Source organism: Mesorhizobium sp. L2C066B000, assembly GCF_000502335.1.
GTDB lineage: Bacteria > Pseudomonadota > Alphaproteobacteria > Rhizobiales > Rhizobiaceae > Mesorhizobium.
This window is the reverse complement of record NZ_AYWZ01000001.1, coordinates 551642-566761: the sequence shown is the minus strand read 5'-3', so window position 1 is coordinate 566761 and position 15120 is coordinate 551642. Positions and strand designations below refer to the sequence as shown.

The 15120-nt window shown below is 61.9% G+C and carries 12 protein-coding genes and 1 pseudogene; 9 read left to right on the top strand and 4 right to left on the bottom strand.

Annotated elements, in window-relative coordinates; translation table 11 throughout:
• Positions 1 to 32: 32 nt before the first annotated feature.
• The 3 genes and pseudogenes from choV to X733_RS0133865 all read right to left on the bottom strand — a co-directional run bounded on the left by choV (position 33) and on the right by X733_RS0133865 (position 3149).
• Complete coding sequence (choV, locus tag X733_RS163135) at positions 33 to 1214, bottom strand: choline ABC transporter ATP-binding protein (protein ID WP_023669996.1); 1182 nt, start codon at positions 1212 to 1214, stop codon at positions 33 to 35.
• Positions 1211 to 2065 carry a choline ABC transporter permease subunit gene (gene choW / locus X733_RS163140; RefSeq protein ID WP_023817402.1) on the bottom strand — a complete coding sequence of 285 codons (855 nt, stop codon included), beginning with the start codon at positions 2063 to 2065 and terminating at the stop codon, positions 1211 to 1213. The genes choV and choW overlap by 4 nt, the downstream gene beginning before the upstream one ends.
• 137 nt (positions 2066 to 2202) lie before the next feature.
• Positions 2203 to 3149: pseudogene (locus tag X733_RS0133865) on the bottom strand (choline ABC transporter substrate-binding protein).
• A gap of 237 nt (positions 3150 to 3386) precedes the next feature.
• On the opposite strand from X733_RS0133865, the gene X733_RS163145 reads away from it, so the two are divergent.
• The 6 genes from X733_RS163145 to X733_RS163170 all read left to right on the top strand — a co-directional run bounded on the left by X733_RS163145 (position 3387) and on the right by X733_RS163170 (position 10177).
• Positions 3387 to 3998, top strand: a complete 612-nt coding sequence (locus X733_RS163145; protein ID WP_023683669.1) for a thymidine kinase — start codon at positions 3387 to 3389, stop codon at positions 3996 to 3998.
• Positions 3999 to 4012: 14 nt separating this feature from the next.
• A complete protein-coding gene (locus X733_RS163150) occupies positions 4013 to 5191 on the top strand; it encodes a glycosyltransferase (RefSeq protein WP_023817401.1) in 1179 nt (392 codons plus the stop codon).
• Positions 5192 to 5275: 84 nt separating this feature from the next.
• Positions 5276 to 5659: a cytochrome c family protein gene (locus tag X733_RS163155; protein WP_023817400.1), complete on the top strand. Its 384-nt coding sequence runs from the start codon at positions 5276 to 5278 to the stop codon at positions 5657 to 5659.
• A 321-nt stretch (positions 5660 to 5980) separates the two neighbouring features.
• Positions 5981 to 7069: a hypothetical protein gene (locus tag X733_RS163160; protein WP_023669990.1), complete on the top strand. Its 1089-nt coding sequence runs from the start codon at positions 5981 to 5983 to the stop codon at positions 7067 to 7069.
• A gap of 27 nt (positions 7070 to 7096) precedes the next feature.
• Complete coding sequence (locus X733_RS163165; protein WP_023669989.1) at positions 7097 to 8242, top strand: hypothetical protein; 1146 nt, start codon at positions 7097 to 7099, stop codon at positions 8240 to 8242.
• A gap of 24 nt (positions 8243 to 8266) precedes the next feature.
• Positions 8267 to 10177: an ATP-binding protein gene (locus X733_RS163170; RefSeq protein WP_023817399.1), complete on the top strand. Its 1911-nt coding sequence runs from the start codon at positions 8267 to 8269 to the stop codon at positions 10175 to 10177.
• Positions 10178 to 10245: 68 nt separating this feature from the next.
• Here X733_RS163170 and X733_RS1000000169350 read toward each other — a convergent pair whose 3' ends face one another.
• Positions 10246 to 10383, bottom strand: coding sequence for a hypothetical protein (locus X733_RS1000000169350; RefSeq protein ID WP_023749803.1), 138 nt, complete (start codon positions 10381 to 10383; stop codon positions 10246 to 10248).
• A 261-nt stretch (positions 10384 to 10644) separates the two neighbouring features.
• On the opposite strand from X733_RS1000000169350, the gene X733_RS163175 reads away from it, so the two are divergent.
• From X733_RS163175 to X733_RS163185, 3 genes are all read left to right on the top strand, one after another.
• On the top strand, positions 10645 to 11949 hold the full coding sequence (locus tag X733_RS163175; RefSeq protein ID WP_023683664.1) for a DUF6638 family protein: 1305 nt from the start codon (positions 10645 to 10647) through the stop codon (positions 11947 to 11949).
• Positions 11950 to 11965: 16 nt separating this feature from the next.
• Positions 11966 to 13090, top strand: coding sequence for a DUF2333 family protein (locus X733_RS163180; RefSeq protein ID WP_023686165.1), 1125 nt, complete (start codon positions 11966 to 11968; stop codon positions 13088 to 13090).
• 312 nt (positions 13091 to 13402) lie between these two features.
• Positions 13403 to 15082, top strand: coding sequence for a formate--tetrahydrofolate ligase (locus X733_RS163185; RefSeq protein WP_023817398.1), 1680 nt, complete (start codon positions 13403 to 13405; stop codon positions 15080 to 15082).
• Positions 15083 to 15120 lie beyond the last annotated feature (38 nt).

Sequence of the window (15120 nt, the reverse complement as noted above, 5' to 3'; positions counted from 1 at the left end):
ATGATGAGATTTCAACCAAATCTCATCATGATCTAGCGCCGCAACACCGCGCTCAGCACATCGCGTATCCCGATCGCGCCGACAAAGCGCGACTGGTCGTCGAACAGCGCCACGGGTGCCGTCTGCGAGCGGTGCATGGCCAGCATCACCGTCTTCAGCGAGGTCCCGGGGTTGGCCCAGAACACTTGCGCCGTCTCCTCCGGCTGCGCCTCGACATCGGCGCATGAAACCCATACCGCCGGTTTGCCGTCGCGTTCCGCCGCCGCCACCAGCCCGTGCTCGTCGATCTTGAAGCGCGTCGTCTTGCGCCGGTCGAGCCACACCCAGCCATTATCGCCGTGCTCGAGGTCGCGGCTGTCGCGCATGACGTTCCAGGCGGTCAGCACCGACAACGGATTCACATTGGCGATGAAGTCACGGACATAGTCATTGGCGGGCTTGAGCACGATGTCTTCCGGCGCCCCGGTCTGCACGATGCGACCGCCCTCCATGATGGTGATGTGGGTGCCGATCTTCAGCGCCTCTTCCAGATCATGGCTGACGAAGATGATGGTCTTCTTCAGCTCCGCCTGCAGCTGCAGCAATTCGTCCTGCAGCTTGGTGCGGATCAGCGGATCGAGCGCCGAGAACGGCTCGTCCATCAGCAGGATCGGCGCCTCGGTGGCGAAGGCACGGGCCAGGCCGACGCGCTGCTGCATGCCGCCGGACAGCTCATGCGCGTATTTCTTCGACCACTGGTCGAGATTGACCAGTTTCAGCTGGCGTTGCACGCGCTCCTTGCGCTCTTGCTCCGGCACGCCGGCGAGTTCGAGGCCGAGGCCGACATTCTCCTCCACCGTACGCCAAGGCAGCAGGCCGAACTGCTGGAACACCATCGCCACCTGCTTCTGCCGCAGCCGCCGCAGCGTCGCCTGATCGCAGGTCACGACATCGACGATATTGTCGCCGTCCTTGACCAGCACCTGGCCGCGCGACACCACGTTGAGCCGGTTGACTGCCCGCAACAGCGTCGACTTGCCCGAGCCGGACAGGCCCATCAGCACCGAGATTTCGCCCTCATGGACGGTCAGGCTGGCGCCGGCGCAACCCAGCACATTGCCGGTCTTTTCAAGGATTTCGGCGCGCGTGGCGCCGCCGTCGATCAGAGCCAGCGAACCCGCCTGGTCGGAGCCGAAGACGATATCGACATTTTTGAAATCGACGGCGACGGTCATTTCTTCCCTCCAACGCCGATACGCGTCATCCGGTCGAGCACGATGGCGAGTACGACAATCGCCAGACCCGCCTCGAGCCCGAGATCGATGCGGCGCGAGCCGAGCGCACGGTTGATTTCAGTGCCGAGGCCGCCGGCGCCGATGAGTGCTGCAAACACCACCATCGACAGCGACAGCATGATCGACTGCGTCAGCCCGGCCATGATGGTCGGCAGCGCCGAGGGCAATTCGACCTTCCACAGCAGCTGCTGCTTGGTGGCGCCAAACGCCTCGCCGGCCTCGATGATCGACTTCGGCACCGAGACGACGCCGAGATGGGTGAGCCGGACCGCGGTCGGGATGACGAAGATGATGGTGACGATGAGGCCGGGCGCGTTGCCGAGACCGAACAGGGTCAGGACCGGGATCAGGTAGACGAAGGTCGGCAGCGTCTGCATCAGGTCGAGCACCGGCAGCATGATGCGGTAGACCTTCGGCTTGTGCGCGGCCCAGATGCCGAGCGGCACGCCGATGGCCATCGCCATGGCGGCGGCGGCCACGACCAGCACCAGCGTCTGCACCGTCTGCTTCCAGAGGTTCTGGTTGATGATGAAGATCAGGCCGAGAAAGACGCCTATGGCCAGCGGGCGCGAGCGCTGCAGCAGCCAGGCGATGATGGCGATGATCAGCGCCAGCAGCACCGGCGGCACCATCAAAAGGATGCTAACCAGCCCGTCGAGCAAGAAATTGAGGCCATTCGAGAAGGCCCTGAACACGGTGTCGAAATTGTCGGTGAGGAAACCGAAGAACGCCTTTCCCCAGGCGCCGATCGGTATCTTGTGATCGACCATGAATTTCGAAATCGGATCCATATCGCCCCTCTCATGCGAGAGACCGCCTGCTTCCGGCCTCCGCTGTCGTTAGGTCATCTTCTCACAGGATATGAAAAAGGGCAGCCTTTTCTAGATTGGCTGCCCTTCCTGGTTCGGCTTTGCCGAATTCAGTCGGCTCAGCTTCCGAGCGCGGTCTTGACCGCCGCTGCCGCATCACCGCCATCGAAGGTGGTGACGCCGGCAATCCACGGCGCAACCGCGTCAGGGTGCTTCTTCAGCCAGTCGGCTGCCACCGTGTTGGCGTCGCCGCCCTTCAGGATCGCGTCCATCATCTCGCCTTCCATGTCCAGGTTGAACTTCAGGTTGGCGATGAACTTGCCGGCATTCGGGCATTCGGTGGTGTAGCCCTTGCGCACATTGGTGTAGACGGTGGCGGCGCCGAAGCCGCTGTCGCCCATGCCGTCGAGATAGGTGAGCTTCATGGCGCCCATCACCGGATGCGGCGTCCAGCCGAGGAACGCGATCCACTCATTGTTCTTGATCGACTGCTCGGCCTGCGTCAGCATGCCGGCTTCCGAGGACTCGACCAGCTCGAAGCCTTCGAGATTGTCCTTCGGGTTCTTGATCATGTCGAGGATGATGCGGTTGCCGTCATTGCCCGCCTCGATGCCGTAAATCTTGCCGTTGAACTTGTCCTTGAACTTGCCGATGTCGGTCAGCGACTTGACGCCGGCCTCCGCGACATAGGTCGGTACGACGATGCCGTAGCCGGCGCCGGTCAGGTTGGTGCCGATCGTCTCGACCGAACCATCGGCGGTGTAGTCCTTGATGTCGTTGGTCATCGACGGCATCCAGTTGCCGAGGAAGACGTCGAGATCCTTGTTTTTCAGCGACGCCATGGTCACCGGCACCGACAGCTGGATCGTCTGCGGCTCGTAGCCGAGCGCGGTGAGCAGCACCGAAGCGACGCCGGTGGTTGCCTGGATGTCGGTCCAGCCGACATCGGAAAGGCGCACCGCCTTGCAGCTCTCCGGATNCTCTCCGGATCGCCGGCAAGTGCAGCGCTCGTGGACAGAAAAGTCGCCAGGCCGAGACCGGCGACGAAGGTGTTCATACGCGACATTGGCAGTCTCCCATTGTGATTCTTTGGCGAAGCGTAGTTACGGTTTCTCTGCCCGCCTTGTTTCATCAGCCAAACACCATTCTGGTGTGGTTTCAAGCGCTAAGACAATCACGATCAACGGCGCGGACTGGCCAAACAGCGACACGCCTGCCGCTTTTTCGATGGCAGACGGCTTTTCCCATGAAATGCAGCGGTGCCCTCTCCCCGCGCCGCGCCAACTCGGCTTAAAAGGACGGCATGGCCAAGCTCTACTTCCACTATGCGACGATGAATGCCGGCAAAACGACAATGCTGCTGCAGGCGTCCTACAATTATCGCGAACGCGGTATGACGACGATGCTGTTCGTCGCCGGCCACTACAGAAAGGGCGACACCGGGCTGATCTCGTCGCGCATCGGCCTGGAGACGGAGGCCGAGATGTTCCGCGACGGCGACGATCTCTACGCTCGCGTCGCCGAGCATCACGAACATACGACGGTGCATTGCATCTTTGTCGACGAGGCGCAATTTCTCGAGGAAGAGCAGGTCTGGCAGCTCGCCCGTATCGCCGACCGGCTGAACATCCCGGTGATGTGCTACGGCCTGCGCACCGATTTCCAGGGCAATCTGTTTTCCGGTTCGCGAGCGCTTCTGGCCATCGCAGACGATCTGCGCGAAGTGCGCACCATCTGCCGCTGCGGCCGCAAGGCGACGATGGTCGTGCGTCTCGGCGCTGACGGCAAGGTGGCCAGACAAGGCGAACAGGTGGCGATCGGCAAGGACGTCTATATCTCGCTCTGCCGCCGCCACTGGGAAGAGGAAATGGGCCGCGCCGCGCCCGACGATTTCATTGGCTTCACCAGAGGCTGAACGGCCGGGACAACATGAAAATTCTGCAGTTCACAGTCGATTGCCCGTTTCCGCCGGTCTCCGGCGGAGAGATCCGGAACGCCGCCAATGCACGCGCTTTGGCATCGATGGGCGAGGTCCTGACGGTAAGCCTGACTGGCGCCCCGGCACCCTCCACACCGCCGAACATCCGTCACCGGATCATCGAGTCAGCGCGCGGCAGGGCGCCTTGGGGCAGGCGCAGCCCGCACCCGACCGTGCATATGATGCCGGACGACGAGCTGGCCGAAGCCGACGCCATCTGGAGGGAATTCGCGCCCGATCTCGTGGTGATCGAGGAGATCGTGCTTTCGCAGCTGCTGACGCTGGCGCCGAAGCATCGCGCGCGCACCGTCCTTGACCAGCACAACATCGATTCCCGGACGGTGTCCGACCGGATCGCCGGCCTGACGCTGTGGCAGCAAATACGAGACTGGCGCCAAAACAGGCGAAGGAAGGCAGAGGCGCGCGAAGCCGACAGGTGTGCGGCTGCCCTGGCCGACCAGATCTGGGTTTGTTCGCGGGCCGACGAAGCGCTTCTGTCCGCTCTCGGCCCCGTCAACGACGTCAGGTTCGTCGCCAACCCCATTCCAGACGAGAGCGTGCTTTCCCTGCCAATTGCTGCCGAGCGCTTCAGTGAGCTCAGCCTGTGCTTCATCGGGCATCTCGGCTATTTCCCCAACATCGACGCCGTCAAGCAGATCGGCCGCGCGATGGCGCCGCGCCTCGCCGCTTCCGGCCGGCCCTGGTCGATCACCGTCGCCGGCAGAAACCCGCGCGATGTCGTGCGCGGTCTATGCACCAGGCATGGTCTGCGGTTGATAGAGAACCCGCCGCATCTGCCGGAATTGCTTGGCCGCGCCGGCTATGCGCCGATCCCGCTGCACTTCGGCGGCGGAACCCGCATCAAGGTGCTGGAGGCGATGGCGGCGGGCTTGGTCGTCGCCGCCACCGAAAAGGCCGTCGAAGGGCTTGGGCTGCAGGCGGGCAGGCATTTCCTGTCCAGCGACGATGCCGGCAAGTTGGCATCGAAAATCATCGATCTCGCGACACGCCCGCAAGCGGCCGCCGAGATGGCGGAGATCGGCCGCGCTTTCGTGCGCGACAATCATTCGTCGGCGGCGATTGAAAAGCAGGTCAAGCAGGCGGTCGCGGCGATCCCGCGCACGGATTGAGCCCGGCTGCTATCCACCGGCATACGGCGTTTGTTAAGGCCTGCAGCCTATTTTGCCCTCAGCCAGAGCCAGCCGGGAACCGCCATGCTTCGAGCCATTTCATCAGGCCTTGTCATTTACTTGGCCGGTATCCTCGCCGCGCAGGCCGACGGCGATGCAGCACTTGGCAAGAAAGTATTCTACCGCTGCATGGCCTGTCACGAGGCGGCAAGCGACCGCGACAAGGTCGGCCCGCATCTCCTCGGTATCGTCGGCCGCACCGCCGGCACCGCCCAGAATTTCAACTATTCGCAGGCCATGAAGGACGCCGGCGCGGCCGGCCTGGTCTGGGACGAAGCCAACCTCAAAGCCTATCTTGGCGCTCCCAAGCTGAAAGTACCCGGCAACAGGATGGGCTTCTCCGGCCTGAGCAGCGACGAGGACATCGCCAACGTCATCGCCTATCTGAAGGCCGATCCGAAGCCTTGAACGGCGCGATGCGTAGCGTGATGGCGACGGCTTCCGCCAGCTGTCTCGCGCTTGCAACTCATTGAGCCCTCTGTCGAATTCAGCACACCTACACTGTCCGAGATCGACTGCTTCGCAGACGCCAAAGTTCAATGACGGTTGAACAATACTTGGCCGGCTGGTTAATCACGCCATGACCCCGCCTTCATTGCCTTTCAAGACGACCGCGTATGTTTTTGTTTTCGGGGCGGGTCTTGTCTTGCGTCTTTCAATCCCCTGATACCCCACATATATTCGCCGCTGTTCGCAGCCAGCGACCGGAAGCCGAAGCGGGAGGCCCCTATGGCGACATTGCAGAATTTCGATGCCGAAATTGCCAAGACCAGGCAGGTCGTGCAGGACATGCGCTCCAAGATCGAGCAGTCCGGCACGGTGCTTGACACGCTGGCCACCGCCGACAAGAAGATCGGAGACGCCAATTTCGACATCGAGAATGCCCGCATCGAGGACGTGCTGAAGCAGCAGAAGGTGATGGAAGGCAACATCGCCGACCTGATCATCGGGCTGGAAGACGCCACCAACGTCTTCGGCACTGAATTCGAGAGCATGAAGAACTACACCGGCTGGGAAAGCTTCGTCGGTGTCTTCTCGGCGCAACGCAAGCAGCGCATGCGCACCGACCGCGTCCGCAACATGTCGCTGGCCGGCAATCTGCAGGAGCTTCTGGTCAAGTCCGACACCATCGTCGGCATCCTGAAAGCGCAGAAAGAGGTCCTTGACCAGCGCTACAAGACCTCGGAAAACAGCCTGTCGCAGGTGATCGAGCGCCGCAAGGTCACCATGACCAACCTCGAGGCGGTGCAGAAGCGCATCGAGGAGGTCAATCCGCTGCTGCTCGACATCGAAAACAAGATCGCCGCTTCTACCAGTCAGAAGGAGCGCACGCAGCTTGAGGGCGAGCGCTCGAAACTGGCGACCGAATACAATGAAAAGCAAGCCAAGGAGCAGGAGCTTCTGGCCGAGAGCCAGACGCTGGAACGCTACACCTCGATGTTCCAGACCTTCGTCGATTCGCTCAACAATCAGATCGCAGCCCAGTCGACGCTTATCAACAAGCTGACCATCGATACGGAGCAGCGCATCGTGCTCTACAAGGCACTGGAAGATTCCTTGAAGACCGCCGCCCAGCAGGATGTCGCCCACAAGATCAACACGCTGGGCAGCCAGGTTGACAACACCGCCGAAGAGACCATGGCCGGCATTGGCGCCGCCTCGCAAAAGCACATCGGCGATCTTCTCGAAATGCACGAGAAGAACATGGTCGCCAGCTCCGACATCCAGCGCCGCAAGAAGCTCGCCGACGACGCCTTCGCCCGCCGTTTCGACGACGTGATGAAGAAGCACAATTCGGCCAACTACGTGCAGTCGTAAGGAGCGGCTGCACGCGGGCACACCGGCATGACTCCCGAAAACGAAGCGGCGGCGCGCTATTTTTCCGCCATCACGGCGGCACTCAGCGGCCTCGAAGTGTTCATGCGCGACGACCGCTCGCCGCTTTACCGGCACGGCATCGTCGCCAAGATTGTCGCCGAATACATTGCCCGGCTGGACAAATCGTTTTCCTGCTGGCGCAACCGGCTCGGCTTCATGGACACGTTCCGCATTTCGCGCGCCGACAGCGGCTATCCCGTCTTCCAGAACCTGCTCGAACTGGAAAACGACCGCCGCCAGGCCGAGGCGCGGCTGGCCAACATTCCGCTGGCCGGCGAATTGCGCGAGGAAATGGCCGACTTCATCCTGCGCCACAAGGAATTCCCCGAAGCGCTGCAGAAGTCGATGGCCGAGCGGCTCTATCTCGAGGACGTCAAGAGCGAACAGACTTTTGGCCCGTTCTCGCTGGCGCAGACGGCCAAGGTCTCGGTCAATCCAAAGACCGGGCGTCCCTATTACCTCGTGCACTGGGCGAGCTTCGACGGCAGCGCCAACCTGCCGCTGGTCTACATGGTGACGGTGGAGGATTCCTCCGAAAGCATGATCCGGCAGCTCGTTGACAGCAGCGGCAAGCTCAATGAACGGGTCGACATCCCGCTGCCGGTGGACGGCCTGCTCAACCCCGAACTCGCCCATCGCTTCGACGATTTCACCGAGAAGAATTCCGCCTACACGCTTTCGCCCGCAACGATTGCGGTCAATCTCGACAAGGATTTCGAGCCGCTGCACCCTAAGCAGCTGCGCCGCGTCGTGCTCGGCCCCTTTTATTCCGCAGGCATTACGGACAACAATTCGACCGTGACCGAGGTGCTGGCCAAGGTGCGCAAACCGGAAAATGCCTGGCTGCTCACCTGGACCATCCAGGAGGTCTACTCCAAGGGCGAGAAACCCGGCCGCAAGGGGCTGTTTTCGAGCGAGAAGACGACGCAGGAATTCTTTATCAACACCGACGATCTCGAAGCCGCGCGCCAGGGTGTGTCGAGCTACGAGAACCACGCCCTGATCCCGCACGAAGCCTATCAAGCACTCTACGCCGCCGGCGAAGCTCAAAAAATCTTCTCCGGCTACAAGGTTCACATCCTGTCAAATGGGCAGGTGATTTCAGATGTCTGACCGTCACATCGCGGAGCATCCTTCATGGACACCGGCCTGACCACCATCCCGGAAGCGGCTATCGAAAAGCACCGCGCAACCGCGCAAAGCTTCATCACCCGCGTCGTCGTATTGGAAGACCCCTCGCGCGAATCCGGCACAGCGCTGGCCGGCACCAACCGCCGCTTCGTCTCCACCGTCTCGGTCGGCTCGGTGCGGCGCACACGCGAGGTCGAGCTGGTCAAGACCGTGGCAGCCGTCCATCCCGACGACCAGCTGATGAGCATCCCCCAGCACACGATGTTGTTCCGCGCCCGCCGCGGCCTGGCGATTGCGCTCGCCATCTCCGACGTCTTCGCCGAGGGCTCCGACCTCGAAAGCCTCCAGGCCAAGAACACCCGCGCGCCTCTTGAGGGCGATGAGGCGGCGACCTTCAAGAAGCTTCTGTCAGCCTCGGCTTACGTTTCAGCCTTCAGCCTCGCCTCTTACCTGTTCCAGCTGATCGACAGCGACGGCGAGGCGCCCAACGATATCCCCGAACCGGACTTCCTGTTCGACACGCCGCAGGACGCGGTGAAGTCGATCGTCGCCGGGTTGGACAAGGCCATTGCAGGCTCCAAGGACGATGGCGACCTGACGACGCGCGCGCGAGCTTTTGCACGGGTCGCCATTGATGGGCTGCTGGCCCGCAAAGGCCGCTTCGACGGCATCGGTCCGTTCGAGAACGCCCATATCCGCATCGACGCCGACGATTTCACCCTAGACGGCTTCGACGTCGCGCCCGGCAAGCGTTCGAAACCGCTGGTGATGACCTTCAAGAAGCCCGAAGAGGTCGTCGGCAACCACATCGCCAAATACCAGTCGGTCAAGCTCGCCAAGATGCTGATGGCCTATGATTTCGAGCGCGAGCTGAACCCGTTCGTCGAGCTCGGCGGCTTCCTCTTCACCTTCATCGGCGATGGCGCGCCGGGCACCGGCAAGACGACGCTGATCCAGATGATCGCCGGCCTCGTCAACAATTATTGCCAAGTTGCCGGCTATCCCTTCGCCTATGAGAATTTCGGCGTCGACCAGATCTCGTCCTACCAGGGCAAATCCGGCCAGAACTGCCGCCAGTTCATCAACAATGTCTTGAACCCACGCGTCATCGGCTTCGGCACCGTCGACGACATCGACCAGGTGGCGGCCCGCCGCTCCGACGACCGCGCCTCGGCCGGCCAACAGGAAATCACCGGCGTCTTGATGGACGCCTTTGCCGGCGCCGGCACGGTGGTGCGCGGCAATTGCTCGTTCGGCATGTTTTCCAACTATCCCGAAAATGTCGACGATGCGCTGCGCCAGCGCGCCGGCGCCCGCTGGCTGGTCGACGGCCCACAGAGCCGCGACGACTATATCGACATCTTCGTCCTGCTTGCCGGCAAGAACCACAAGATCCCACTCGGCGACCACAAGCTCTACGCCGCGCAGGAGATCCAGCGCGCGGTGACCGAAGCCTATGAGGAGCACGAGAAGCCTCAGGAAGACGGGCTGATGAAGGTCTATGAGCGCTACATGAAGGAGAATGGCGCGCCGAAATCGATGGCCGACATCGGCACTTATCTGCACCTGATCAAGGATGCCGAGCCGCGCTTCACCGGCCGAGCCATCAAGAACGTCACCGACGCCATCAAGATGCGCGCCATGGACATCGAGCTGCCCGACGACTGGTTCGAGAAGCCGGAAGCCTTCATGCACAAGGGTTACAACGAAAAGAAAGCCATGATCGAGGAACTGCGTGGGCCGTTCTCGATGGACATGGTCATGCAGGAGATCAACCGCTACGCCGACTCGGAGTTCCGCTATTCCGACAAATCCGACGACGCCGCGGTGGAGAAGCTGCTGCGCGACGCACGCCTGCGCGAACGGGCGGGACGCGAGATGGAGGAGATGAAGAAGAAGGGGCTCTGGAATGCGTGAGCTTCCTTCGCTGCCCGCGGGTGCTGAAAGGCTTGGCGCTAACGCTGACGCCCCCCTCTCCCCGTCCTTCACGGGGAGAGGGTAAGGGTGAGGGGCGGCGCATGCGTGGACCAGAGATCGCTACGACCATACTGGCAGCTATCGAACAGCGCCTCGATCGGCACATCCGGACCAATGATCTTCGATTTATTGACGCCAAAGGCCATGGGGAGACATGTCCTTGAATGCTAGCGCTGCCCCTCACCCTTACCCTCTCCCCGTGAAGAACGGGGAGAGGGAGGCGTCAGCGTTGGCGCTTCGCCACAACAGGCAACGCCACTCNATGCGTGAGCTTCCTTCGCTGCCCGCGGGTGCTGAAAGGCTTGGCGCTAACGCTGACGCCCCCCTCTCCCCGTGAAGAACGGGGAGAGGGAGGCGTCAGCGTTGGCGCTTCGCCACAACAGGCAACGCCACTCGGAACGTTCTGCATGAGCCACGCCAAAAAGCCCGACCTTCTCCGCGACAATGAGCTGATCTACGGTCGCTTGCTCACCGTCGACGAGTCGCACCTCATCCAGCGCTACAACAAGGCGCTTGTTGCCTTCGGCCTCAAGCCCACCAAGCTGAAGAGCTTCCAGATCGACCGCACCGGCTTCTCGCCCGAAGTGGCCGAGGAATGCGGCGATTACGATTATCTCGACCCCAATGAGGTCAACCGCCGCTTCATCATCCTGACGCCGTCGCAGATCGATCTGCCGGTGGTGCACACCGCCTTTTCCAACACCTCGCAGCTGATGTTCGAGTTCATGTCCAAGAACCAGCGCGCCATCGATGCGCTGACCATCAAGGATGTCATCTACGGCGAGATCGAGGATTCCGTTCCCCTGGTCAACGACATCGAGGATCTGCTGTCGATCAGCCAGGTCGAGTTCAGGGTGCTTTCGGCCGAGGACGTGCTGGGCAAGGCCGCCGAACTCGGCAAGCTGGTCGACCGGCTGAAGCAGGAGCCCGATGCCTGGCGCGACAACACCATGCTGAGCCGTATGGTGGAGCTGGCGAAGGTCTGCGGCGATATCCGTGAGAATGCGCTGGTGCCCGACCAGGTGATCTTCCGCCACAACGCCTACTGGACCAGCCATTTCGGCGGCGTCTACGTCTTCGTCGATCCTGATATGACTACCGTCATCGGCGACCCGGCCGCCCCCGGCTTTCGCCGTTCGCGGCCTTGGCAGGTCAGCTATCTCTCGATCAACGATGCCGACAAGGTGTTCAAGTTCCTGGCCAGCACCGGCCGCATCGAATTGCCGCGCGCGTCATGGGTCGAAAGCTCGGGCTATCTCGAGCATCGCGCCGAGATGGTGGTGCGCTCTCTCATCCGCGACACAGAGCCGAACCGCAATTTGACCGAGGTCGACAAGGTCTGGCTGCAGACCTGGATCCATGGCCATGCCGATCTGATCACCAAGGACGGCAATTTCCCCTTTCTCAACGCCGCCAAGCGTGAGATCGCCCAGCTCGGCCATCTCAAGATCGAGGATGTGTTTCCGCAACAGCGCTTCCTGGTCGTGCGTGGCAAGCCCGACCATCCCGACGCCTGGCTGACCAACCAGCTGATCTCGGATTTCGTGCCGCAGGACTTTGTCTCGCGTTACGTCTTCAACAAGCCGGGCTTCTACAAGGACTATGACGGCTACAGCGACGCCTGGCGGTCGCATGTTGTGGACGTTCTGAAAACCACATATTTGAAAGACAAAGTGGCGTTTCGCACGCGCCTTTACGGCCTGACTGACTGAGGGGTGAACGAGAGCCATGCTTGATCCGATCGTGAATTTCTTCACCCGCATCTTCCAATGGATAGGCCGTGGCATCGGCCTCGTCATCGGCGCGATCCTGTGGCCGTTCCTCTGGGCTGGGCGCTGGTATACGCAGCGCGGCTGGATCCTGAAGGCTGTGGTCGGCCTCGCGCTTCTGGTGTTGATCGGCCTCTACGCCAATTTCTTCTACGCCACCCAGTGGTGGAACAAGTTCGATCCCAACTACGTCGACAAATACACCTTCGAGAACCGCAACATTTCCGCCGGCGAACAGGTCGCGGCCGGCGCCGGCACCGACACCGCCAAGACCTGCGGCAATTCGGGCATCGCCCAGGTGGCGGCCGACCTGACGGACTTCAACGTCAACCAGAATGCCTGGATCTCGTCGATGATCCTCTACAAACTCGGCCTGTTCGGCATCGACTGGGACAACACGCCGTTCATGGACAACAAGGCCTCGTTCCAGCGCGGCATCAACCAGGCGGTGCGGCGCACCGCCACCGAGCTTGCCGACAATCTCGGCCGTGTCCGCACCACATCGCAGATCGACGGCGACCTGCAGGATGCGCGCGGCAATCTGCAGTTCGACGAGGAGACCTGGTATTTCGGCCTCAACCCGTTCGGCCCCAAGACGCCGACGCCGAGCTATTATCGCGATGCCGTCACCAAGCTGCGCTCCTTCAACGCCCGCCTCGGCAGCTGCCAGGCGACGTTCGATGCCCGCGCCGACAATCTGAAGCAGTATATCGACCGCATCTCCTCCGACATCGGTTCGACCTCGGCGATCCTCAAGGAGCGCGCCGAAAACCATAACAATGGCTGGTTCGACTTCCGCGCCGATGACCGCTTCTGGTTCGCCTATGGCCAGCTCTATGCCTATTACGGCCTGATGAAAGGCGCCCAGGCCGACTTCGAGGACGTCATCAAGGAAAAGCATCTCGGCAATCTGTGGGACACGATGGATGCGCAATTCGTCTCGGCGCTGCGCATCCAGCCCTTCATCATCGCCAATGGCCGCGAGGATGGCTGGATCATGCCGACGCACCTGACGACGATGGGTTTCTACGTGCTTCGCGTGCGCTCCAACATGGTCGAGATCAGCAACGTCCTGACTCAGTAGCGTTCACAGCTTTCCCGGCGAGCGATGGCGAATTTGCGCCGTCGCCTCTGTCGCATTCCGTGCATTGGGCGGCTGTTTTGAGACGGCGGAACGTCGCGTCCTCTGGCTTCTATACGGCGCGGCAACGGAGCCAGGAAGAACCGGCGACAGGTCGGCCGGCCGCGGAGACACTTTCTTCATAGGAAACATAGTTGCATGCAAGTTGACGCCGCGGGAGCGACAGGGTTAGAACATGCCCGCGCCCGGGTTCAACATGCCTGCGAGTGAGATCAAACCCGTCCCCTCCACCGTCCAATCCGAAGGAAAGCCGTCATGGCCGAAGTGAAGTCCGACATCGAGATCGCGCGCGGCGCCAAGAAAAAGCAGATCCAGGAGATCGGCCAGAAGATCGGCATCCCGACCGAGCACCTTTTGCCCTACGGCCACGACAAGGCGAAGATTTCGGCCGAATTCATCAAATCGGTGAAGGGCAACAAGGACGGCAAGCTGATCCTCGTCACCGCCATCAACCCGACGCCGGCCGGCGAAGGCAAGACGACCACCACCGTCGGCCTTGGTGACGGTCTGAACCGCATCGGCAAGAAGGCGATCGTCTGCATCCGCGAGGCTTCGCTCGGCCCGAATTTCGGCGTCAAGGGCGGTGCCGCCGGCGGCGGCTACGCGCAGGTCGTGCCGATGGAGGACATGAACCTCCACTTCACCGGCGACTTCCACGCCATCACCACGGCGCACAATCTTTTGTCGGCGCTGATCGACAACCACATCTACTGGGGCAATGAGCTCGGCATCGACACCCGCCGCGTCGCCTGGCGCCGCGTCATGGACATGAACGACCGGGCGCTGCGCGAAATCATCTGCTCGCTCGGCGGCGTCGCCAACGGTTATCCGCGCGAGGCAGGCTTCGACATCACCGTCGCCTCTGAAGTGATGGCGATCTTGTGCCTTTCCACCGACCTCAAGGATCTGGAAAAGCGCCTCGGCGACATCATCGTCGCCTACCGCCGCGACAAGAGCCCGGTCTATGCCCGCGACTTGAAGGCCGACGGCGCCATGGCGGTGCTGCTGAAGGACGCCATGCAGCCAAACCTGGTGCAGACGCTGGAGAACAACCCTGCCTTCGTGCATGGCGGCCCGTTCGCCAACATCGCGCATGGCTGCAACTCGGTGGTCGCCACCACCACGGCGCTGAAGCTCGCCGACTACGTCGTCACCGAAGCCGGCTTCGGCGCCGACCTCGGAGCCGAAAAATTCTTCGACATCAAGTGCCGCAAGGCGGGTTTGAAGCCGGCGGCTGCCGTCATCGTCGCCACCGTGCGCGCCATGAAGATGAATGGCGGCGTCAAGAAGGAAGACCTCGGCAAGGAAAACATCGAGGCAGTCAAGAAGGGCTGCCTCAATCTGGGCCGCCACATCGAGAATGTGAAACAGTTCGGCGTGCCTGCGATCGTGGCGATCAATCATTTCACCACCGATACCGAGGTGGAAATCCAGGCGATGAAGGATTTCGTCGCCTCGCTCGGCGCCGAGGCGATCCTGTGCAAGCATTGGGCCAATGGCTCTGCCGGCATTGAGGAGTTGGCGCGCAAGGTCGTCGAGATCGCCGAATCCGGCGCCTCGCAGTTCGCGCCGCTCTATCCCGACGCAATGCCGCTGTTCGAGAAGATCAACACCATCGTCCAGCGCATCTATCGCGGCGACGAGGCGATCGCCGACAAGTCGGTGCGCGACCAGCTGCATGCCTGGGAGCAGGCCGGCTACGGGCACCTGCCGGTCTGCATGGCCAAGACCCAATATTCCTTCTCGACCGACCCGAACCTGCGTGGCGCGCCGACCGGGCACACCGTGCCGGTACGCGAGGTCAGGCTTTCGGCGGGCGCCGGCTTCGTCGTCGTCATCTGCGGTGAGGTCATGACCATGCCCGGCCTGCCCAAGGCGCCGTCCTCGGAAAAAATCTTCCTCAACGAGATCGGCCAGATCGAAGGCCTGTTTTGAAAATTTCGAGATCGTTGCGAGATCCAAGAAGGGCGGCC